Origin of the sequence: Achromobacter sp. JUb104, assembly GCF_024806975.1 — a bacterium.
Taxonomy (GTDB): domain Bacteria; phylum Pseudomonadota; class Gammaproteobacteria; order Burkholderiales; family Burkholderiaceae_B; genus Achromobacter; species Achromobacter spanius.
On sequence record NZ_JANUEY010000003.1, the window covers coordinates 889,242 to 909,348 of the forward strand.

19 protein-coding genes are annotated in these 20,107 nt (G+C 66.7%); 10 read left to right on the forward strand and 9 right to left on the reverse strand.

All coding sequences use genetic code 11. The features are described 5' to 3' along the window. Nucleotides 1-20 precede the first annotated feature (20 nt). Nucleotides 21-653, reverse strand: a complete 633-nt coding sequence (locus M2361_RS24540) for a VTT domain-containing protein (RefSeq protein ID WP_259252409.1) — start codon at nucleotides 651-653, stop codon at nucleotides 21-23. Nucleotides 654-753: 100 nt separating this feature from the next. On the opposite strand from M2361_RS24540, the gene mutL reads away from it, so the two are divergent. Further along, complete coding sequence (mutL, locus tag M2361_RS24545) at nucleotides 754-2,769, forward strand: DNA mismatch repair endonuclease MutL (protein WP_259252410.1); 2,016 nt, start codon at nucleotides 754-756, stop codon at nucleotides 2,767-2,769. A gap of 26 nt (nucleotides 2,770-2,795) precedes the next feature. Then, nucleotides 2,796-3,737, forward strand: coding sequence for a tRNA (adenosine(37)-N6)-dimethylallyltransferase MiaA (gene miaA, locus M2361_RS24550; protein ID WP_259252667.1), 942 nt, complete (start codon nucleotides 2,796-2,798; stop codon nucleotides 3,735-3,737). Between the two features lie 76 nt (nucleotides 3,738-3,813). On the opposite strand, the gene purM is transcribed toward miaA, so the two are convergent. After that, on the reverse strand, nucleotides 3,814-4,863 hold the full coding sequence (purM, locus tag M2361_RS24555; protein WP_259252411.1) for a phosphoribosylformylglycinamidine cyclo-ligase: 1,050 nt from the start codon (nucleotides 4,861-4,863) through the stop codon (nucleotides 3,814-3,816). Between the two features lie 392 nt (nucleotides 4,864-5,255). On the opposite strand from purM, the gene hda reads away from it, so the two are divergent. The 4 genes from hda to M2361_RS24575 are packed head-to-tail and all read left to right on the forward strand — an operon-like array spanning nucleotide 5,256 to nucleotide 8,528. Further along, nucleotides 5,256-5,957 carry a DnaA regulatory inactivator Hda gene (hda, locus tag M2361_RS24560; protein WP_259252412.1) on the forward strand — a complete coding sequence of 234 codons (702 nt, stop codon included), beginning with the start codon at nucleotides 5,256-5,258 and terminating at the stop codon, nucleotides 5,955-5,957. Next, on the forward strand, nucleotides 5,954-6,652 hold the full coding sequence (locus M2361_RS24565; protein WP_259252413.1) for an HAD family phosphatase: 699 nt from the start codon (nucleotides 5,954-5,956) through the stop codon (nucleotides 6,650-6,652). Before hda ends, M2361_RS24565 begins: the two co-directional genes overlap by 4 nt. Beyond that, nucleotides 6,653-8,035, forward strand: a complete 1,383-nt coding sequence (gene pcnB, locus M2361_RS24570) for a polynucleotide adenylyltransferase PcnB (RefSeq protein WP_259252414.1) — start codon at nucleotides 6,653-6,655, stop codon at nucleotides 8,033-8,035. A gap of 4 nt (nucleotides 8,036-8,039) precedes the next feature. Then, nucleotides 8,040-8,528 (forward strand): 2-amino-4-hydroxy-6-hydroxymethyldihydropteridine diphosphokinase, encoded by a 489-nt coding sequence (locus tag M2361_RS24575; RefSeq protein WP_259252415.1) that lies wholly within the window; start codon nucleotides 8,040-8,042, stop codon nucleotides 8,526-8,528. Nucleotides 8,529-8,736: 208 nt separating this feature from the next. On the opposite strand, the gene M2361_RS24580 is transcribed toward M2361_RS24575, so the two are convergent. Genes M2361_RS24580 through M2361_RS24595 form a run of 4 tightly spaced genes read right to left on the reverse strand, consistent with a single transcriptional unit; the run spans nucleotide 8,737 to nucleotide 12,480 of the window. Next, nucleotides 8,737-9,633, reverse strand: coding sequence for a sugar kinase (locus M2361_RS24580; RefSeq protein WP_100853009.1), 897 nt, complete (start codon nucleotides 9,631-9,633; stop codon nucleotides 8,737-8,739). Further along, the gene (locus M2361_RS24585; RefSeq protein WP_259252416.1) at nucleotides 9,630-10,463 is read right to left on the reverse strand and encodes a CoA ester lyase; all 834 of its coding nucleotides are present in this window, start codon (nucleotides 10,461-10,463) and stop codon (nucleotides 9,630-9,632) included. The genes M2361_RS24580 and M2361_RS24585 overlap by 4 nt, the downstream gene beginning before the upstream one ends. Then, the gene (locus M2361_RS24590) at nucleotides 10,460-11,653 is read right to left on the reverse strand and encodes a CaiB/BaiF CoA-transferase family protein (RefSeq protein ID WP_259252417.1); all 1,194 of its coding nucleotides are present in this window, start codon (nucleotides 11,651-11,653) and stop codon (nucleotides 10,460-10,462) included. The genes M2361_RS24585 and M2361_RS24590 overlap by 4 nt, the downstream gene beginning before the upstream one ends. Next, nucleotides 11,650-12,480, reverse strand: coding sequence for a MaoC family dehydratase N-terminal domain-containing protein (locus tag M2361_RS24595; RefSeq protein ID WP_259252418.1), 831 nt, complete (start codon nucleotides 12,478-12,480; stop codon nucleotides 11,650-11,652). Before M2361_RS24595 ends, M2361_RS24590 begins: the two co-directional genes overlap by 4 nt. A gap of 164 nt (nucleotides 12,481-12,644) precedes the next feature. Between M2361_RS24595 and M2361_RS24600 the strand changes: the two genes are divergently transcribed. Further along, on the forward strand, nucleotides 12,645-13,538 hold the full coding sequence (locus M2361_RS24600) for a LysR family transcriptional regulator (RefSeq protein WP_259252419.1): 894 nt from the start codon (nucleotides 12,645-12,647) through the stop codon (nucleotides 13,536-13,538). Between the two features lie 29 nt (nucleotides 13,539-13,567). On the opposite strand, the gene paaG is transcribed toward M2361_RS24600, so the two are convergent. The 3 genes from paaG to M2361_RS24615 are packed head-to-tail and all read right to left on the reverse strand — an operon-like array spanning nucleotide 13,568 to nucleotide 16,733. Then, a complete protein-coding gene (gene paaG / locus M2361_RS24605; protein WP_259252420.1) occupies nucleotides 13,568-14,386 on the reverse strand; it encodes a 2-(1,2-epoxy-1,2-dihydrophenyl)acetyl-CoA isomerase PaaG in 819 nt (272 codons plus the stop codon). Further along, nucleotides 14,383-15,513 carry an acyl-CoA dehydrogenase family protein gene (locus M2361_RS24610; RefSeq protein ID WP_259252421.1) on the reverse strand — a complete coding sequence of 377 codons (1,131 nt, stop codon included), beginning with the start codon at nucleotides 15,511-15,513 and terminating at the stop codon, nucleotides 14,383-14,385. Before M2361_RS24610 ends, paaG begins: the two co-directional genes overlap by 4 nt. A 29-nt stretch (nucleotides 15,514-15,542) precedes the next feature. Beyond that, complete coding sequence (locus M2361_RS24615; protein ID WP_259252422.1) at nucleotides 15,543-16,733, reverse strand: acyl-CoA dehydrogenase family protein; 1,191 nt, start codon at nucleotides 16,731-16,733, stop codon at nucleotides 15,543-15,545. A gap of 208 nt (nucleotides 16,734-16,941) precedes the next feature. Between M2361_RS24615 and M2361_RS24620 the strand changes: the two genes are divergently transcribed. The 3 genes from M2361_RS24620 to M2361_RS24630 are packed head-to-tail and all read left to right on the forward strand — an operon-like array spanning nucleotide 16,942 to nucleotide 20,065. Beyond that, on the forward strand, nucleotides 16,942-17,346 hold the full coding sequence (locus M2361_RS24620) for a Zn-ribbon domain-containing OB-fold protein (protein ID WP_259252423.1): 405 nt from the start codon (nucleotides 16,942-16,944) through the stop codon (nucleotides 17,344-17,346). Then, nucleotides 17,343-18,515 (forward strand): thiolase, encoded by a 1,173-nt coding sequence (locus M2361_RS24625; RefSeq protein WP_259252424.1) that lies wholly within the window; start codon nucleotides 17,343-17,345, stop codon nucleotides 18,513-18,515. Before M2361_RS24620 ends, M2361_RS24625 begins: the two co-directional genes overlap by 4 nt. Nucleotides 18,516-18,544: 29 nt before the next feature. Beyond that, entirely contained in the window at nucleotides 18,545-20,065 is a 1,521-nt protein-coding gene (locus tag M2361_RS24630; RefSeq protein ID WP_259252425.1) for a class I adenylate-forming enzyme family protein, read from the forward strand. Nucleotides 20,066-20,107: the final 42 nt, after the last annotated feature.

Below are 20,107 nucleotides of genomic sequence, written 5' to 3' on the forward strand. Positions count from 1 at the left end.
CCTGCCGCGCTGCACCCATCCTACCGGCGGGATTTGATCAGCTTGAATACGCCGGCGCCTACTACGGGCACGATGGCCGCGGCCAGGCCCACCAACACAATGGTGTTCAGGTGTTCGCGCACCAGGGGGATGTTGCCGAAGAAGTATCCGGCCGCAACCAGGCTGACCACCCACAGCAACGCGCCCAGGATATTGAACAGTTGAAAGCGCGACATCGCCATGTCCGCCACGCCCGCCACGAACGGCGCGAACGTGCGCACGACCGGGATGAAGCGCGACATCACGATTGTTTTCCCGCCGTGCTTTTCATAGAACGCATGCGTGCGCATCAGTGCGCCACGGTCCAGGAATCGCATGTTCATGGAAAACACGCGCGGGCCGATGTAGCGCCCTATCATGTAGTTCAGCGTGTTGCCGGTAATGGCCGCCACGATCAACAGCACCGCCATCAGCACCGGATCGATATGCCCCGTGGCGCCGAACGCGCCCGCGATGAACAACAGCGAATCGCCGGGCAGGAAGGGCATGACGACCAGCCCCGTCTCCGCAAAGACAATCAGGAACAGCACCAAGTACACCCACACGCCATATTGCGCGACCCAGACGCCCAGCGTCTTGTCGATGTGGAGCACCATATTGAAAAATTCAAGCATCAGCGGCCCGGAGTTCGGAAGAAGGTTAAACCTTCGCGACTATAGCCCAGCAGGCCATGACGCTAAAATCCTCCACACAGCCCCACCAGACCTACGCCTAATGACAGAACGCCGTTCCATTCTTGCGCTTCCCGACCTGCTCATCAGCCAGATCGCCGCTGGCGAGGTGATCGAGCGGCCTGCCTCCGTGCTCAAGGAAATCCTTGAGAACGCGATCGATGCGGGCGGCCGCGCCATCGAAGTGCGCCTGGAGGGCGGCGGCATTCGCCGTATCGCCGTGACGGACGACGGCGGCGGCATTCCGCCCGACGAATTGCCGCTGGCGCTGGCCCGCCATGCCACCAGCAAGATCCGGTCGTTGAACGAATTGGAATCCGTGGCGTCGATGGGGTTTCGTGGCGAAGCGCTGGCCTCGATTGCCTCGGTGGCCCAGGTCACCATCATTTCGCGCACCCGTGACGGCGAGCACGCCTGGCAGATCGATGCCGGCAGCATGCAGGTCAGCCCCGCTTCCGGCCCCCCCGGCACCACCGTGGACGTGCGCCAGTTGTTCGACGCCGTGCCCGCGCGGCGCAAGTTCCTGCGGTCCGAGGCCACCGAGTTCGGCCATTGCGTGGATGCCATGGAACGCATTGCGCTGGCGCATCCGCAGATTGCGTTCCGCCTGTTCCATCACGATCGCGCGCAGCGCCAGTGGCTGCCGGCCGAACCGCCTCAGCGCATCCGCGACGTACTCGGTGCGGAATTCGCCGAACACGGCCTCTTGCTGTCGCACGCGGTCGGCGCCGTCAGCCTGGCCGGCATGATCACCCGCCCGACCGCCGCGCGCGCCCGCGCCGACCGCCAATACCTGTACGTGAACGGCCGCTATGTGCGCGACCGCACGGTCAGCCACGCGCTGCGCGCCGCTTACGCCGACGTGCTGCACGGCGACCGCCAGCCCGCCTACGTGCTGTTCCTGGACATCGACCCCGCCGCCGTGGACGTGAACGTGCACCCGGCCAAGCACGAGGTCCGCTTTCGCGACAGTGGCGCCGTGCACCGTTTCGTGTCTCACGCGGTTGGCCAGACGCTGGCGCAGACAGGCGGCTCGTCGGCGGTTGCACCCGCCCGGCAAGATCAAGCGGAAGACGGCGGCTTTGAAACCGTAGCAACCGGCACCACGGGCTTGGGCCAGGGTTCGGGTTCGGGTTCCGGCTCAGGCTCCGGCTCCAACTTGGGTGACGACGCGAGGGCAAGCGCGGACGCCGCCGCGTCCTCCGCCCGCGCGGGCCTCCAACACGGCCACACCGCCCCCGCGCCGAACGCGCCCCGCCCCGGCTACACCGGCCAGCCCGCCGCCTATGGCCTGCGCCCGTCACCCGCCCCGCAGCGCGCCCACACCCAGGTGCCGTTCCGCCTGCACGCCGAACCCGCCGGCATCCCCGCCGCGGACTGGCAATCGCTATACCGCCCCTTGACCGACGACACGGCGGCCAAGGTCACGCCGGTCAGCGAGCCCCGGCCCGCCCCCACGCTACCCGCCGACGAAGAACACCCGCTGGGCATGGCCCTGGCGCAATTGCACGGCATCTACATCCTGGCGCAGAACCGCCGGGGCATGGTGCTGGTGGACATGCATGCCGCCCACGAGCGCGTCGTCTACGAACAACTGAAGCAGGCGCTGGATGCCCGCAGCCTGCCGCGCCAGGACCTGCTGGTGCCCGTGGTGTTCCATGCCCAGGAAAAAGACGTGGCCCTGGTCGAGGAATTCGACACCCAACTGAACGATCTGGGTTTCGAGATGCGCCCGTCCGGCCCGGCGTCGATTGCCGTGCGCTCCGTGCCCGCCATCCTGGCGCGCGGCGACATCGAAACGCTGGCGCGCGCCGTGCTGCGTGACCTGGGCGCCGTGGGCGTGTCGCGCTTGCTGACCGAACAGCGCAACGAACTGCTGTCGACCATGGCCTGCCACGGTTCCGTGCGCGCCAACCGCAAGCTGACCCTCGAAGAAATGAACGGGCTGCTGCGGCAAATGGAAGCCACCGAACGCGCCGACCAGTGCAACCACGGCCGTCCGACCTGGGTGCAATGGTCCGTGTCCGACCTGGACAAGCTCTTTCTGCGCGGACAATAAGCTTGCCCTCTTCACTTCCTCCCGATATGCCGCCGGTCATCTGTCTGGCCGGCCCCACCGCCGCCGGCAAAAGCGCGTCCACGCTGGCGCTGGCCGAGCGCTGGCCCATGGAAATCGTCAACGTCGATTCGGCCACCATCTACCGTGGCATGGACATCGGCACGGCCAAGCCCTCGCCCGAGGAACAGGCGCGCGTTCCTCAACATCTGCTGGACATCCTGGACCCCGCGCAGTCGTACTCAGCAGCGGAATTCCGCGCCGACGCACGAAGCCTGATCGACGAGATCCGCGCGCGGAGGCGCATTCCGCTATTGGCGGGCGGCACCATGATGTATTACAAGGCGCTGCGCGACGGGCTGGACGACCTGCCCCAGGCCGACCCTGCCCTGCGCGCCGAGATCGAAGCCCGCGCCGCCATCCACGGCTGGCCCGCGCTGCACGCCGAACTGGCGCTGCTTGACCCCGTCACCGCGGCGCGCCTGGCGCCCAACGACAGCCAGCGCATCCAGCGCGCCCTGGAAATCTGCCAACTGACGGGCCAGCCCATGTCGACCCTGCTGCGGCGCGGCGAACAAAAGCCGGATGACGACGCCAACCACTACCTGACCATCAGCCTGGAACCCTCCGACCGCGCCGCGCTGCACGCGCGCATCGAACAGCGCTTTGACGCCATGCTGGCCAAGGGCCTGCTTGATGAGGTCCGCACGCTGCGCGCCCGGCCCGACCTGCATCCTGGCCTGCCGTCCGTGCGCTGCGTGGGCTATCGGCAGATGTGGGCGCATCTGGATGGCGAGGTTGATCTGGCCACCGCGCGCGAACAGGGCATTGCCGCCACGCGCCAGTTGGCCAAGCGCCAGATCACCTGGCTGCGCGCCCAGCCCGACCGCGTCATCGTTGACTGCCTGGCCGGCGACGCGGTGGCGCAAACCATCGACGCGGTGGCGATGGCGCTGGCGGGCAAGCGCTAGCGGCAACGTGCACGCCGTCCGCCCATGAAAAAACCCGCCAGCGGCGGGTTTTTCGTTCACGCGGAACCTGTCGGGCTTACACCACGAAGGTCTGCGCCATGCCTTCGGTCTGCTCGACAATTTCGCCGATCTTGCTGACCGTTTCGCCCTGCTCGCGCAAGGTTTCAGCGATGGCGTCGGCCTGGGCCGCGTCCACCACCAGCACCATGCCGATGCCGCAGTTGAAGACGCGGTGCATTTCGGTGTCTTCCACACCGCCCTGCTCTTGCAGCCACTGGAACAGCTTGGGCATTTCCCAGCCGTCGCGATGCAACTTGGCCGACAGGCCGGCTTGCAGGATGCGCGGCACGTTGTCCAGCAAGCCGCCGCCGGTGATGTGGGCCAGGCCCTTGATGTCGGTGCCATGCTTGGCCAGCGCGGCCAGCACTTGCTTCACGTAGATGCGCGTGGGCGCCATCACGACGTCAACCAGCGGCTGGCCGTGGAAGTCGTCCGTCGGCTTGGCGCCGGCACGTTCGATGATCTTGCGCACCAGCGAAAAGCCGTTGGAATGCACGCCGCTGGAAGCCAGGCCCAGCACCACGTCGCCCGGCTTGATGGACTTGCCGTCGATGATGGCGGACTTTTCCACCGCGCCCACCGCGAAGCCGGCCAAGTCGTATTCGCCGTCCGGATACATGCCCGGCATTTCGGCGGTTTCGCCGCCGATCAGCGCGCAGCCCGACAGTTCGCAGCCCTTGGCAATGCCGCCCACCACCGACGCCGCCGTGTCCACCGAAAGCTTGCCGCAGGCAAAGTAGTCCAGGAAGAACAGGGGCTCGGCGCCCTGCACCAGGATGTCGTTGACGCTCATGGCGACCAGGTCGATACCCACGGTGTCGTGGCGGTTCCACTCGAACGCCAGGCGCAGCTTGGTGCCCACGCCGTCGGTGCCCGACACCAGCACGGGCTCGTTGTACTTCTTGGGCACTTCGAACAGCGCGCCAAAGCCGCCGATACCGGCCAGCACCCCGGGGCGCATGGTGCGCGCCGCGAGGGGTTTGATACGGTCGACCAGGGCGTCGCCTGCGTCGATGTCGACACCGGCATCGCGGTAGGTCAAGGGGGCTTTAGGTTGATTCGTCATGAGAAATGCCGTGGGGTATGTAACAATTGCTGGGAATTTGGTGGAACGCCCCGCATTTTACGATGTTGTGGGCTTGTGCAGGGTTCCGGCCGGCCGCGCGTGGCGAAAGCAATGCGGGCGGACTGGGCCACCGCCGGGGCCAAAAGGGCGCAAACCCAAGCCTGGCAAAGCCCTTGAGCGCGACACCATGCCCCCAGGTGGTTTAAAGTGTTGGGTTGGCTGGGTTGGATTTTGCCAGTTTCTGGCGGGCAATACCCGAATCGGCCCCGTGCATCACCGTTTTTTGGCTTTTCCGGCAACATCGGCCTGCCCATCGCGCCGCAGCGAGCCCCGCGTAATCAATACTGCGCGGGGCCTTGGAAGTACCGAACAAGCCTGATTGATAACCTCTCATGAACCGCCAGCTGTTGCTTGACGTTCTTCCCGCGCCAGCGCCATCGCTGAACAACTATATCGCCGGCCCCAACGGGGAAGCGCTGGCAGCCGTGCGCGCGCTCGATCCGGGCCGCGCGCTGTACATCTGGGGCGCCGCGGGCTGCGGCCGCACCCACCTGCTGCGTGCGCTGACCGCGCGCCCGGACGCCGTCTTCATCGACCCCGCCAAGGGCGAAACCATGCTGCGCCGCCTGGCCGAAGCCGATTCCAAATCGCCCATGCCGAAGTTCGTGGCCGTTGACGACGTGCACCGCATGGACGACAGCCGCCAAGCCGCCCTGTTTGCGCTGTACAACCGCTGGCGTGAATCCGCCGCCACGGGCCGCGCCTTTGCGCTGGCGCTGGCGGGCGACCGCGCCCCGCTGTCGATGCCGCTGCGTGAAGACCTGCGTACGCGCCTGGGCTGGGACCTGGTGTTCCGCCTGGACCCGCTGTCCGACGCCGACAAGCTGGCCGCCCTGTCCGCGCAAGCCGCCGAACGCGGCATGCACCTGGCGCCTGAAATCATCAACTGGATGCTGATCCACCACGAGCGCGACATCCGCAAGCTGGCCGCATTGATCGACGCGCTTGACCGCTATTCCCTGGCCACCGGCCGTCCCATCACCCTGCCATTGCTGCGCGCCATGCTCGCAGATCCTGATTCGCAACGCACATGACATCCCGACGTCTCGCCCTGTTCGACCTGGACCACACCCTGTTGCCGCTGGATAGCGACTATCAATGGGCCGACTATCTGGCCCGCACAGGCCGCGCGGGCGATCCCGACGAAGCCCGCCGCCAGAACGACGACCTGATGGACCGCTACAACCGCGGCGAACTCACCGCCGAACAGGCCGCCGAGTTCATGCTGGGCCTGTTGGCGGCACATTCGCCGTTTGACCTGGCCGACTGGCATGAGGAATTCATGCGCGAAGTCATCCGCCCGTCCATCACCGCCGACGCGCGCGCGCTGGTTCAAGCGCACCTGGACGCCGGCGACCTGTGCGCCATCGTCACGGCCACCAACAGCTTCGTTACCGCTCCCATCGCGCGCGCCTTCGGCGTGCCGCACCTGGTGGCCACCGACGCCGAATACCTGCGCGGCCGCTACACCGGCCGCATCCTGGGCACGCCCAGCTTCAAGGAAGGCAAGGTGGTGCGCGTGAACGATTGGCTGGCCAATATGGGATTTGGGCTTGCGGATTTCCCCGAATCGTTTTTCTATAGCGATTCGGTCAATGATGTACCCCTGCTCGAAAAGGTGACCCGTCCGATCGCCGCCAACCCCAGCCCAACCCTGCGCACCATCGCGCAGGACCGTGGCTGGCAAGTGATCGACTTGTTCGACCACATGGAAGACTCGAAGTCATAAATGATCACTGAAACCATAAAAAAATTCGTCGGCCGCTTGTTCGCGCCGGCACCTCGGGGGCCGTTGCGCATTGGGCGCGACAAGCACGGCATTGACCGCCGTAACGTTTCTCGCCACGCCATCAAGGTCTGCGAAGTCTTGCGCCAGCACGGCTATGAAGGCTATATCGTGGGCGGCGCGGTGCGCGACCTGATCGTTGGGCTTGAGCCCAAGGATTTCGACGTGGCCACCAACGCCACGCCCGAACAGATCCGCCCGCTGTTTCGCCGCGCCCGCATCATTGGCCGCCGCTTCCAGTTGGTGCACGTGGTCTTCGGCCAGGAAATCATCGAAACGTCCACCTTCCGCGCCCCGGCGTCCGAAGACCAGGAAACCGATGAGCACGGCCGCATCCTGCGCGACAACGTATTCGGCTCGCAGGAAGAAGACGCCAAGCGCCGCGACTTCACCATGAACGCGCTGTACTACGACCCGCACAACGAGGAAGTCATCGACTACCACAATGGCGTGGCCGACCTGAAAAAGCGCCAGGTCCGCATCATTGGCGATCCGGTCAAGCGTTACCGCGAAGACCCGGTGCGCATGCTGCGCGCCGTGCGTTTCGCCGCCAAGCTCAACGGCACGATCGACCCGGCCACGCGCCAGCCGATCAGCACCATGGCCGAGCTCATCGAAAACGTGCCGGCCTCGCGCCTGTTCGACGAGATGCTCAAGCTCTTGACTTGCGGCCACGCCATGGACTGCCTGCGCCAGTTACGCGCCGACGGCCTGCACAACGGCCTGCTGCCCTTGCTGGACGTGGTGCTGGAACAGCCCGGTGGCGAGCACTTCGTGGAACTGGCGCTGGAACGCACCGACGCGCGCGTGCGCGCCGGCAAGACGATCAGCCCCAGCTTCCTGTTTGCCGCGCTGCTGTGGCAGCAGGTGGACGTGCGCTGGAAGCAGTTGCGCGCGCAAGGCGAGCACACCATTCCGGCGCTGTCGCAAGCCGCGGATTCGGTGCTGGACGAGCAAACCGAAAAGCTGGCCATTCAGCGCCGCTTCTCGTCGGACATGCGCGAAATCTGGTTCATGCAGCCGCGTTTTGAACGCCGCATGGGCAAGACGATTTTCCGCATGATCGAACAACCGCGCTTTCGCGCCGCCTGCGATTTCCTGCAGTTGCGCGCCGCCGCCGGCGAGTTCGACAGCGTGTTGGCGCAGTGGTGGATGGACTTGGCCAATGCCGACGACGTCACTCGCGCCGACATGATCGAAGAAGTCTCGCGCCTGCCGCGCGAAGCCGGCGACGGCGGCCCCAGCGGCCCGGCCTCGTCGACGTCCACGCGCAAGCGTCGGCGCCCGCGCCGTTCGCCGTCGCGCGGCCCGTCCACCCCCGAGTAAGCCCGTGTCGCCCCGCTTGGTCCGCGCCTATATCGGCCTGGGCGCCAATCTGGGCGACAGCGCCGCCACCTTGCGCGGCGTGCTGGCCGAGCTGCAAGCCTCGGACGGCATCAAGACGGTGACGGCATCGCCGTTCTACCGCAGCGCCCCGGTCGAGGCCACCGGCCCCGATTTCGTGAATGCCGTCGCGGCGCTGGATACGGATCTTCCGCCCGTGGCGTTGCTGGATACGCTACAGGCGCTGGAGAATCTGCATGGGCGGCAGCGTCCGTATAGGAACGCGCCTCGCACGCTGGACCTGGACCTGTTGATGCATGGGGACGCGGTGTTGAATCACGAACGGCTGACCTTGCCGCACCCTCGGATGCATCAACGCGCGTTCGTGCTGCTGCCGCTGCGGGATCTGGCGCCGGACATGATGGTGCTTGGCCGGCCGATTTCGGCATGGATTGATGAAATTCGGGATCAGGCGATTGAGCAGATGCCCGCCTGATGGGTTACGCGCGTTTAAAGCTGGTTTTCGCACAACGGCCAACCCGCGCTTCACCCATCCTACGAAGGACAGGGCGCCAACACGCACCGTAGGATGGGTGAAGCGCGAGAACCGGGTCAAAAATACCCAAGCCCCCATCGCGCGGAACCCATCGGCCGAGCCCCATCGCGCAACCCATCCCACCGCCCCGCCCTACGCCCCCAAACAATCAGCCCTTCGCCGCAAACCCCATCATCGCGCGCTCCACATCTTCAACCCGGGGCAACCCCGCCTCGTTCCCCAGATACTGGATCTTGTGCGCCGACGCCGCGCGTGCGAAGGTGAAATGTTCAAGCCAGGGCAATTCAGGCCGGTTCAAATACGACCACACATAAGCCCCATGGAACACGTCGCCCGCCCCTGACGTATCCACAATGCGATCGCCCGGCACGTTCAGCGACGGCAGGGTATCCACCCGCCCCGTCTCGTCGTACCAAAGCATGCCGCGCTCGCCCATCGTGACGGCGCCGATGCGGCAGCCTCGGGCTTTCAGCAGGTCCAGCAAGCCTTCCGGGCTTAAACCCAATTGTTCGCACATGCGCTCCGCGCAGACCGCCACGTCGATAAACCGCAGCAGCTCGTCGGTGTTCTCGCGCATGCCGCCGCCGTCCAGCGACGTCAGCACGCCCGCCTGCCGGCACGCGCGCGCGTAATGCAGCGCGGCGTCGGGCTGATGGCCGTCCAGATGCAGCGCGCGATAGCCGCTGATATCCAGCTTCGGAAACTCATTCAGGTATTCAACGTCCCGCGCCCGCACGATGGCGCGCTTGCCGTGGTTGGGCATGATGAACGACAGCGACGAACGGCGCACATGCCGCGCATGCAGCGTGATGCCGTGCGCCGCCGCCATGTCGGTGTACATATGACCCAGCCAGTCGGGCGCCAGCGAACAGATCAGATCGGGCGGCGTGCCCAGCCGACCGCAGGCGAATGCCGCCGTGACGGCGTTGCCGCCGAAGGACACGGCGTAGTCCCGCGCCACGCTTTTTTCATCACCGGTTGGCCATTGATCCGCCAGCACGGTCACGTCGATATAGGTGTGCCCGATAAAGAGCGCGTCGCTCATGTGGGCGCCTGCTCGCCCGCTTGCGCGAGCACCAGGCGCGCGCGCGCGATGACGGGGGCATCGACCATCTTGCCGTCCAACATGAAGGTGCCTGCCGACGTATCGCGATGCGCGGCGATAACGCGGCGCGCCCAGTCGAGCTCTTCGCGCGCCGGCACGAAGGCGGCGTGAATGACCGGCACTTGCGCCGGGTGGATGCACAGCATGCCGCCGAATCCCATCTGCTGCGCGCGGCTGGCCGCCTGATTCAGGCCGGCGGTGTCCTGCACGCCGGGAAACACGCCGTCCAACGCGGGCGCAAGACCCGCCGAACGGGTATGCAGCAATACCTGCACACGCGCATGGTCCAGCACCGTCTCGGCGCCGGGCGTGTCGGGCGTCAGGCCCATGTCCAGCGCGTAGTCCAGGCTGCCGAAAGCCAACCGCGCCACGCCGGGTGTGGCCGCGACTTCGCCGGCATTCAACATCCCGCGCGCGGTTTCGATCAGGGGAATGACCGGCAGCCCGGTCTGCGCCACATGCCGCACCTGCGCCAGCGTTTCCGCCTTGGGCAGCAGGATGCCGGCAATGTTGGGCCGGCCGCGACACGCTTTCAAGTCATCGTCATGCCACGACGTGGAGGCATCGTTGATGCGCACCCAGAGGCGGACGTCGCGATGCGTCCCCAGGAAGTCGCACAGCGCCTCGCGGGCGGACGCCTTGGCCAGATGCTCGACCGCATCTTCCAAGTCCACGATAACGGTGTCAGCCCCCGCGGCCAGCGCTTTGGGGATGCGCTCGGCGCGGGACGCCGGCACGAACAGGGCGCTACGAACGACGGAATGCGTCACACGACCTCCGATGCATGGAATTGCGCCACCTGATCCGGCGCGTATCCCAACGATGCTAGCACCGCATCCGTGTTTTGGCCCACGCCGGGCACCGCCGCCATGCGCGGCGCGAAGGCGTTGCTGCTGGCGGGCGGCAGCAAGGCGGGCAGCATGCCGGCCGGGCTGTCGACCTGGCTCCAGCGCGCGCGCGCCTGCAATTGCGGGTGCGCCCACACGCCCGCCATGTCGTTGACGCGGGCGTTGGCGATCTGCGCGTCTTCCAGCCGCAGCGTGACCTGTTCGATGGTCAGGTCCGCAAACGCCGCCACGATCAGGTCGCGCAAGGCGTCGCGGTTGGCGGTGCGCTGCGAATTCGAGATAAAGCGCGCGTCTTCGGCCAGCGTGGCCTGGCGCAGTACCTGCGCGCAGAACACCCGCCATTCGCGATCGTTTTGCAGGCCCAGCATGATGGTCGAGCCGTCGCCCACCGGGAACGGGCCATAGGGGTAGATGGATGCATGCGCCGCGCCCGCGCGCACGGGCGGCTTGGCGCCTTCGAAGGCGTAGTACATGGGAAAGCCCATCCACTCGACCATGCTCTCCAGCATGGACACGTCCAGGCGGCTGCCCAGCCCGGTTTTCTGGCGCAGCAGCAAGGCGTTCAGGATGGCCGAATACGCATACATGCCCGCCGCGATATCGGCGATGGAACACCCGGCCTTGACCGGGTCGTCCTGCGTGCCGGTGACCGACAAAAAGCCGCTTTCGCTCTGGATCAGCAGGTCATACGCCTTCTTGTCCTGGTACGGGCCGCCTTCGCCGTAACCCGAGATGTCGCAGACGATCAGGCGCGGGAACCGTTCATGCAAGGTGTCGAACGACAGGCCCAGGCGTGCCGCCGCGCCCGGCGCCAGGTTTTGCACCAGCACGTCGGCCGACTCCAGCAGGCGTTGCATGACGTCGCCGGCCTCGTCGCGTTTCAGGTCCAGCGTCAGGCTTTCCTTGGAACGGTTGGTCCAGACGAAGTGCGACGACAGGCCGCGCACGCGCTCGTCATAGCCACGCGCGAAATCGCCGCTGCCGGGCCGTTCGATCTTGATGACGCGCGCGCCCATGTCCGCCAGTTGGCGGGTGCAAAACGGCGCGGCGATGGCGTGTTCCAGGCTGACGACGGTAATGCCGTCCAAGGGGCGGGATGCCGGTGTGCTCATTCGGTAAACCTCAGTTCAGCTTGGTGGGCCAGCGTGCCGTCCTGCTCGGCCCACAACTGGGCGACGCCCGGCTCGGTCAAGCGGCCGGCCACCTGGAAGGGGGTGGGCGAAATCAGCGGACGCAGGCCGCGGTAGCTCAGGTGCGTGGGGCGTGCCTTCGGATGGGCGCGGGTGAACGCCGCCACCATTTCCGTGGCGATCAACGGGCCGTGCACGACCAGGCCGGGATAGCCTTCGACGTCCGTCACATAGGGGTGGTCGTAGTGGATGCGATGGCCGTTGAACGTCACGGCCGAATAGCGGAACAGCAGCACGGACGTGGGGTTGACGGTGTCCTGCCATTGGGCTTCGGGCGCGGGTTCGCTGCCCACAAGCTTGGGCGGCGACGGCTGGCGGTAGACGATGTCCTGCTCTTCCTGGATGACGATGTCACCCGCCTGGTGGTATTCATGGCGCACGGTCACGAACAGCAAGGCGCCGGTGCGGCCCGCTTTCTCTTCAACCTTGATCACCGTGGATACACGCTCGGCCGGTACGCCCACTTTCAAGGGCTGGCGGAATTCCACCCGGCCGCCCGCCCACATGCGGTTGCGGTCCTGCGCGGGCGGCAGGAAGCCGCCGCGCGAGGGGTGGCCATCTGTCCCCAAGCCATCCATGCCCACCGTGCTGATGAAAAACGCCCACTGCCACAAGGGCGGCAAGGCTTCGCCCTGCGCCGGGGCCACGCCGCCCAGGGTGGCCGCGATGCGCGCGGCGTGGCCGGGGTCCATGGCGTCCGGCTTGCGTTCGCCGCTGCCGATCCAGGCTGCCGGATCCGTAGAAGTCATGCCTATATCCTTTGGTGGGTTTATTTGTTGGGGTTTACTCAGGCATCAAGCATGCCCGCAAGCCGTCCCCGTTGTGAATTCGTTTTTCCTCAAGGCGGGGTTTGCGGCGCCTGAATCGACAAGCCAGCCCCAGCCCCGGCGCGGCGCGCCGTAAACTATGCCGCATGCACTTCGACCTCGCCGACCTACGCCTGTTCATCCACATCGCCGAATCTCCCAGCCTGACCCAGGCTGCGAAACGCGCGCATCTGTCCCTGGCCGCCGTCAGCGTGCGGATCAAGGCACTTGAGAACCAGCTCAATTCCCGCTTGCTGTACCGCGACAGCCGGGGGGTGGAGATCACGCCCGCCGGCCAGAAGCTGCTACAGCACGCCCGCGTCATCATGCGGCAGGTCGACCACCTGAAGCATGACTTCCAGGAACAATCCGATGGCGACGCCGGGCATATCCGCATCTTCGCCAACACCACGGCCGTCACCGAATTCATGCCGGACATCCTGGCGCAGTTCCTGTCGGTGCATCCGGGGGTCACGGTCGACCTGCAAGAACGCCTGACGCGCGACATCGTGCGCGGCGTGCTGGACGGCACCACCGACCTGGGCATCGTCGCCGGCCCGGTGGACGCCCCCGAATTGCAAGCCATCCACTTCAGCACCGACCGGCTGGTGCTGGTGGTGCCCAACGGCCATCCGCTGCAAGACCAGGACAAGGTCAAGCTGGTGGACGCCGTGCGCTACCCGTTCATCACCATGCACGAAGGCTCCACACTGGTGGCCTTTTTGCGCGACCAGTTGGAGCGCGGCGGGCAGCGCCTGCCGCAGCGCATCCAGTTGTACAGCTTCGATTCCATCTGCCGCATGGTGCAGGCGGGCGTGGGCATCGGCGTGATTCCCGATTCCGCCGCCCGCCGCTATGGCGCCGACACCAAGTTGCGCGTGGTAGAGCTTGATGAACCCTGGGTGGTGCGCGAACGCAAACTGCTGGTGCGCGACATCGACGCCCTGCCCGGCTGCGCGCGCGAACTGATCGAACAGATCCAGACACCGCGCACGCCCTAGGCGCGCGAAGCGCTGGGCAGGCTCAGCGCTCAGGTTCCGGTAAACGCAGGCGGCCGCTTTTCCGCGAAGGCGCGCATGCCTTCCAGGTAGTCGTCGGTGTAGCCCAGCTCGCGCTGCAACTGGCATTCCAGGTCGAACTGCTGCGCCAGCGTATTGCCGCTGGACGCATGCAGCGCGGCCTTGGTGGCCGCATGCGCGCGCGTGGGGCCCGTGGCCAAAGTGGCCGTGATGTCCGACAAGGTGGACGCCAAGGCCTCGTCCGGCACCACGCGCCAGATCAGCCCCCACGCTTCCGCCTGGGTCGCGCTGACCGACTCGCCGAACAAGGCCGCGCCCATGGCCCGGGCCGAACCCACCAATCGCGGCAAAAACCACGTGCCGCCCGCATCGGGCAACAAGCCGATCTTGCTGAACGCCTGCACGAAACGCGCCGACTGCACGGCGAACACCACGTCGCACGCCAGCACCAGGCTGGCCCCGGCGCCCGCCGCCACGCCGTTCATCACGCACACCACCGGCACCGGCAGCGCGCGCAAACGAGTGATCAAGGGTCGGTAGCATTTCTCCAGCATCTGGCTGAGGTCGCGCCGCGCGCCGTCTTCGGCGGGCTTGCGCTCGCTTAAGTCCTGCCCCGCGCAAAAGCCCCGGCCCGCACCGGTGATGACCAGGCCGCGCAAGCCCGCGTACGCCTCCATGACGTCCAGCGCGCGCGCCAGTTCGGCGTGCATGACCTCGGTAAAGCTATTGAGTCGGTCTGGCCGGTTCAGCGTAATGACGCCAACGCCGTCCGACAGCGTGAACTGAATCTGCGTGAAATCTTCGCCCGTGGCGTTGTGCGTTGCGCTCATGCCTGCTCCTCAAGAATCGCCAATTCCTCCAGCACCGCCAATTGCTCGGCCGTGTCGCCCAGCAACTGATCCACAACGGTCAAGCGCTTGAAGTAATCGCCCACGTCCAGTTCGTCGGTCATGCCCATGCCGCCGTGCAGTTGCACCGCCATCTGCGCCACCTGGCGTCCGGCGCGCGCGGCCTCCAGCTTGGCCGACGCAATCATGCGGCGGCGTTGCACGGCATCGGGTTCGGTCAGGGCGGCCACGGCCACGTAGGCCATCGACAAGGCCAGTTCCTTGGCCACCAGCATCTCGGCCAGGCGGTGCTGCAAGGCCTGGAACGACGCCAGCGGCTGGCCGAACTGCTTACGAGTTTTCAGATAGTCGACGGTGATTTCAAGCAGGCGGTCGATGGCGCCGGCCGCGTGCGCGCACAGCGCCGCCGTGCCCCACTGCAAGGCCTGGGCCAAGGCCTCGTCGGCCTGCGGGCCTTCCGCCAGCAAGGCGTCGGCGGGCAGGCCCACCGCGTTGAAATCCAGCCGGGCGCAGCGGGCGCCGTCCAGCGTGGGCGTGTCGGTAACCCGCACGCCCGAGGCATCAGCAGGCACCGCCAGCAGCACCGTCTGGCCGTCTGCCCCCAAGGCGCTGACCAGCCATGCGCTTGCCGCCGCGCCGTGCCACACCAGGTGCTTGGCGCCGTCCAGCCGCCAGCCCTGGGCGGATTTGGCGGCGCGGCAATCTTGCGGCCGGGTGTCGTAGCGGCGGCCGGGTTCCTGATAGGCCACGCTGACAATCGCCTCACCCGACGCAATGGCCGGCAACCAGCGGCCGCGCGCGGCGTCACCGCAAGCATCCAGCAGCGCCGCGCCCATGACCGCGCTGGGAATGACCGGCTCGGACACCAGCCCACGACCCAGCTCCACGTGCACGGGCAGCAAGCTGGCGGGCACTTCGCCAAAGCCGCCAAAGTCTTGCGAGATATTCAGGCCCAGCACACCCAGTTCGGCCAATGCGCCCCAAGCTTTGGGGTCCAGCACGCCAGTGCTTTGGCGCGCGCGGCGTTGGGGAGTTGTCCATGCCTGGTCCACCAGGCGGCGCAGGCTGTCGGCCAGCATGCGCTGTTCTTCGGTATAGAGGAAATCCATGCGTGTCTTCCTGTCGGGTTGCGCGGGGCCTACAGGCCCAGCACCAGGCGGGCGATGATGCCCTTCTGCACTTCGGTCGTGCCGCCGTAGATGGAGGTCTTGCGCATATCGGCATAGCCCGCCCCGGCGGCGGCGGCCATCTCGGGGCCGGGTCCGTGTGTGTCGTGGTCGGCCAGCAGCCAGTCGGGGTCGTAAGGCCAGGCGTCCGGCCCCGCCACCTCCATTTGCAGCATGGCCAGGTCCTGCTGGATCTCGGACCCGCGTATCTTCAGCACCGAAGCCTCGGGGCCCGGCGTGCCGTCGTTGCTGGAGGCCACGCGCAGCAGCAGCATTTCCAGCGCCATGATGTCGACTTCAATACGCGAAATGCGGTCGCGGAAACGGCTGTCGGCCAGCAGTGGCTTGCCGCGTGTGCGCGCTTGCGCCGCCATCTGTTTCAGGATGCCCAGTTCGCGGTGGCAATGGCCCAGGCCGGCGATGCCGGTTCGCTCATGGCCCAACAGGTATTTGGCGTAGGTCCAGCCCTGGTTCTCTTCGCCCACCAGATTGGCCACCGGCACGCGCACGTTTTCCAGCCACACTTCATTGACGTCGTGACCGCCGTCCAGCGTGCGGATGGGGCGCACCGTCACGCCAGGCGCGCGCATGTCCAGCAGCAGCATCGAAATGCCGCGCTGCGCGCGGGCGTCGGGGTCGGTGCGGGCCAGGCAGAACATCCAGTCGGCGTACTGCGCGAGCGTGGTCCAGGTCTTCTGGCCATTGACGACGTAGTCATCGCCATCGCGCACGGCGCGCGTTTTCAGCGACGCCAGGTCGGAACCCGAACCCGGTTCGGAATAGCCCTGGCACCACCAGTCCTGCACGCGCGGAATGCGCGGCAACAGACGCGCCTGTTGTTCCGCGCTGCCGTATTTCATCAACACGGGGCCGATCATCGACAAGCCGAACGGCAGCAGGCGCGGCGCGCCTGCCTTGAAGCATTCCACTTCGAAGATCAGGCGCTGCAAGGCGTTCCATCCCGTGCCGCCATGCTCGACGGGCCAGTTGGGCGCGCCCCAGCCGTGGTCCGCCAGGATGTTGTGCCATCGCACGTAATCGTCGCGCTCCAGGCGCTGATGGCGCACCACCTTGTCTCGGATGTCGGCGGGCAAGTGCGTGCTGGCGAACGCGCGCACCTCGTCGCGAAATTGGCGCTCTTGCGGCGTCCAGGTCAGGTTCATGGTCTACCTCCTTTGCCCGGTATCTAGCCATGGCGCGCGCGGCCGGACAATCTGCCTCTTCCGAAGACCGGCTTCGCGCTGGATGTAGGGCAAGGCACGCCGTCCCCACTACCGATACGCAAAAGGCCTGCTTCAGCAATGAAGAATGGCAGAACCCGGCCGCAGTGCCGACACTAGCAGCCGTCATCCACTGGAATCCCATCGCACCATGACTGTTTCCGATCCCAAGGAAAGCGTGTCGCAGGGCGTCGAGGCGCAGTACCGCCAGGCGCTCGACCAGGGCCGCTTTCTTATTCAGCACTGTGGCGGCTGCGACCGCGCCGTGTTCTATCCGCGCATGGTCTGCCCGCACTGCGGCGCCGACAAACTGGCTTTTGCACCGGCCGACGGACGCGGCACGGTTTATTCCACCACCGTCGTGCGCCGCAAGCCCGAGGCCGGCGGTGATTACAACGTGGCGCTGATCGACCTGCAAGAAGGCGTGCGGTTGATGAGCCGCGTGGAAGGCATCGCCCCCGCCGACGTGCGTATCGGCATGGCCGTGCGCGCCCGTGTCATTCAACAAGACGGCCACGGCCTTGTAGTCTTTGACCCCTATCAGGAGGCGGCATGACGCTTAACGATTTGCGCGGCGCCGTCGCCGTTGCCGGCGTGGGCCATGCGGGCCTGGGGCAAGCCAACGGCTTTACCGAAATGGAAATCCTGGTGCAGGCGGCGCAGCGCGCCGTGGCCGACGCCGGCCTGACGCTGCGCGACATCGACGGCATCTGCACCGCCAGCGTCGCCGCGCCGATGTGGGCCATGCCGGTGATCGAACACCTGGGCATCCGCCCCACCTTCATCGACAGCACCATGCTGGGCGGTTCCAGCTTCGTGGCGCACCTGTTGCCGGCCATGCACGCGCTGGCGTCGGGCCAGTGCAATGCCGTGCTGGTCTGCTATGGCAGCACGCAGCGCACGTCCACGCTGAGCCGCGCCGAAGTGGGCCGCGTGCGCAAGCAGTTCGACCCGCAGCCTTATGAAACGCCTTACGACCCGCTAAGCCCGCTGTCGTCCTATGCGCTGGCCGCCGCCCGCCACATGCACCAGTACGGCACGCGCCGCGAGCATCTGGCGCAGGTGGCGTTGGCGGCCAACCAATGGGCGCAGCTGAACCCCGAAGCGCAACTGCGTGAACCCACCACGCTGGACCAGATTTTGTCGGCGCGCATGGTGTCCGACCCCTTGAGCGTGCGCGATTGCTGCCTGGTCACCGACGGCGCGGGCGCCTTTGTGCTGGTGCGCGCCGACCGCGCCCGCGACCTGCCGCGCCCGCCCGTCTACGTGCTGGGCAATGCCACCGCGGTATGGAACCGGCAGATCTCGTCCATGCATGACCTGACCGTCACCGCCGCCGCGCAATCGGGCAAGCACGCCTTTGAGATGGCAGGCGTGTCGCCGCGCGACATCGATGTGGTCGAACTCTACGACGCCTTCACCATCAACACCTTGCTGTTCCTGGAAGACCTGGGCTTTTGCGCCAAGGGGGAATCCAAGGACTTCATCGCGGACGGCGCCATTGCACCGGGCGGCAGGCTGCCCGTCAACACCAACGGCGGCGGGCTGTGCTGCGTGCATCCCGGCATGTATGGCGTCTTCATCATGATCGAGGCCGTGCGCCAATTGCGCGGGGAATGCGGCGCGCGCCAGGTCTCGGACGCGCAACTCGCGCTGGTGCACGGCAACGGCGGCACGCTGTCCAGCCAATCAACCGCCATCCTGGGCACCCAGGCCACGCTCTGATTTACACGTTGACCCACACGGCACTATCGATGTCTCACGCAGAACCCCTCACCCGCATCCATGAACTGCTGGCGCGGCAAGCGCGCCAGCAACCCGACGCTGTTGTGCTTTACGAAGAAGGCGGCGGCACCCTGACCTACGCGCAACTGTGGCAGCGCGTGCAGGCCGTGGCCGAATGGCTGTGTGATCAAGGCGTGCAGCCGGGCCACCGCGTGCTGATGGTGGGGGAAAACTGCACGGCGATGATCGCGGCGCTGTTCGGTTGCGGCGTGGTGGGCGCGTGGCCGGTCGGCGTGAACGCGCGGCTGTCGGCGCGCGAAGTCGACAACATCCGCCAACACGCCCAACCCGAACTGCTGCTCTACACCACGGGCGTATCGGGCGCGGCTGCCGACCACGCCTCTGCTGCCGGCGCGGTGGATGCGGACCCCGCCGTCTGGGGGCCGGGCGTGCAGGCCGCGCGCGCCGCCACCCCCACCCACGCGGAAACCGGTGCGCTGGCCACGGAAGTGGCGACCGTCATCTACACGTCCGGCACCACCGGCGCGCCCAAGGGTGTGCTGGTGCCACATCGGGGCCTGCTGCATTTCGCGCGCGTGTCGGCGGCGTCGCGGCGCTTGACGCCGCACGACATCGGCTACGCGGCGCTGCCCATGTCGCACATTTTTGGCATCGCCACCGTGCTGATGGCGACCGTGCACGCGGGCGCCAGCCTGGTGCTGCGCAGCCGCTTTGACGCTGAAGACGCCTTCAAGGCCCTGGCGCATCCCGGCGTCAGCATCTTGCAGGGCGTGCCCACCATGTTCAGCCGCATGATGGCCGTGGCCCCGCCCCGCGCCGACCTGCGCGCCCCCGCCCTGCGCTACCTGTACACCGGCGGCGCGGCGCTGGACCCCACGCTGAAGCGCGACGCCGAACGCTACTTCGGCGTGGCCATGCATCACGGCTACGGCATCACCGAATACGCGGGTTCGATGTTCATCACCCGCATCGACGAACCGCGCGACGACTGCTCGGCGGGCTATGCGGTGGACGGTGTCGAGCTGCGCCTGGGCAGCCCCGACGCCGACGCTCCCAAGCCCGGCGAACGCGGCGACATCCTGATCCGTGGCCCCGGCGTCATGCTGGGCTACTACCGCAGCCCTGAACAAACGGCGCAAGCGCTGCTGCCCGGCGGCTGGCTCAATACGGGCGACATCGGCTACGTCGACGACAGCGGCGCGCTCTTCATCGCGGGACGTTCCAAGGACCTGATCATCCGCTCGGGCTTCAACGTCTACCCCATCGAAGTCGAGTCGGTCATCAACGCGTTCCCGGGCGTGCGCCTGTCCGCCGTGGTGGGCCGCAACACCGCCGACCAGAACGAAGAGGTCATCGCCTTTGTCGAGCCCCTGCCCGGCGCCAAGGTCGACACCGAACTCTTGATGCTGCACCTGCGCGCGCAACTGGCGCCGTACAAGCGGCCCGCTCGAATCATTCCCATCGACACCATTCCCACGACCGTCAGCGGAAAAATTCTGAAGCAACCGCTGAAAGAAAGGCTGGCGTAGGCGCGGACTCGCTGTTTCCGCTCCACGACCGGCCTCTTAACC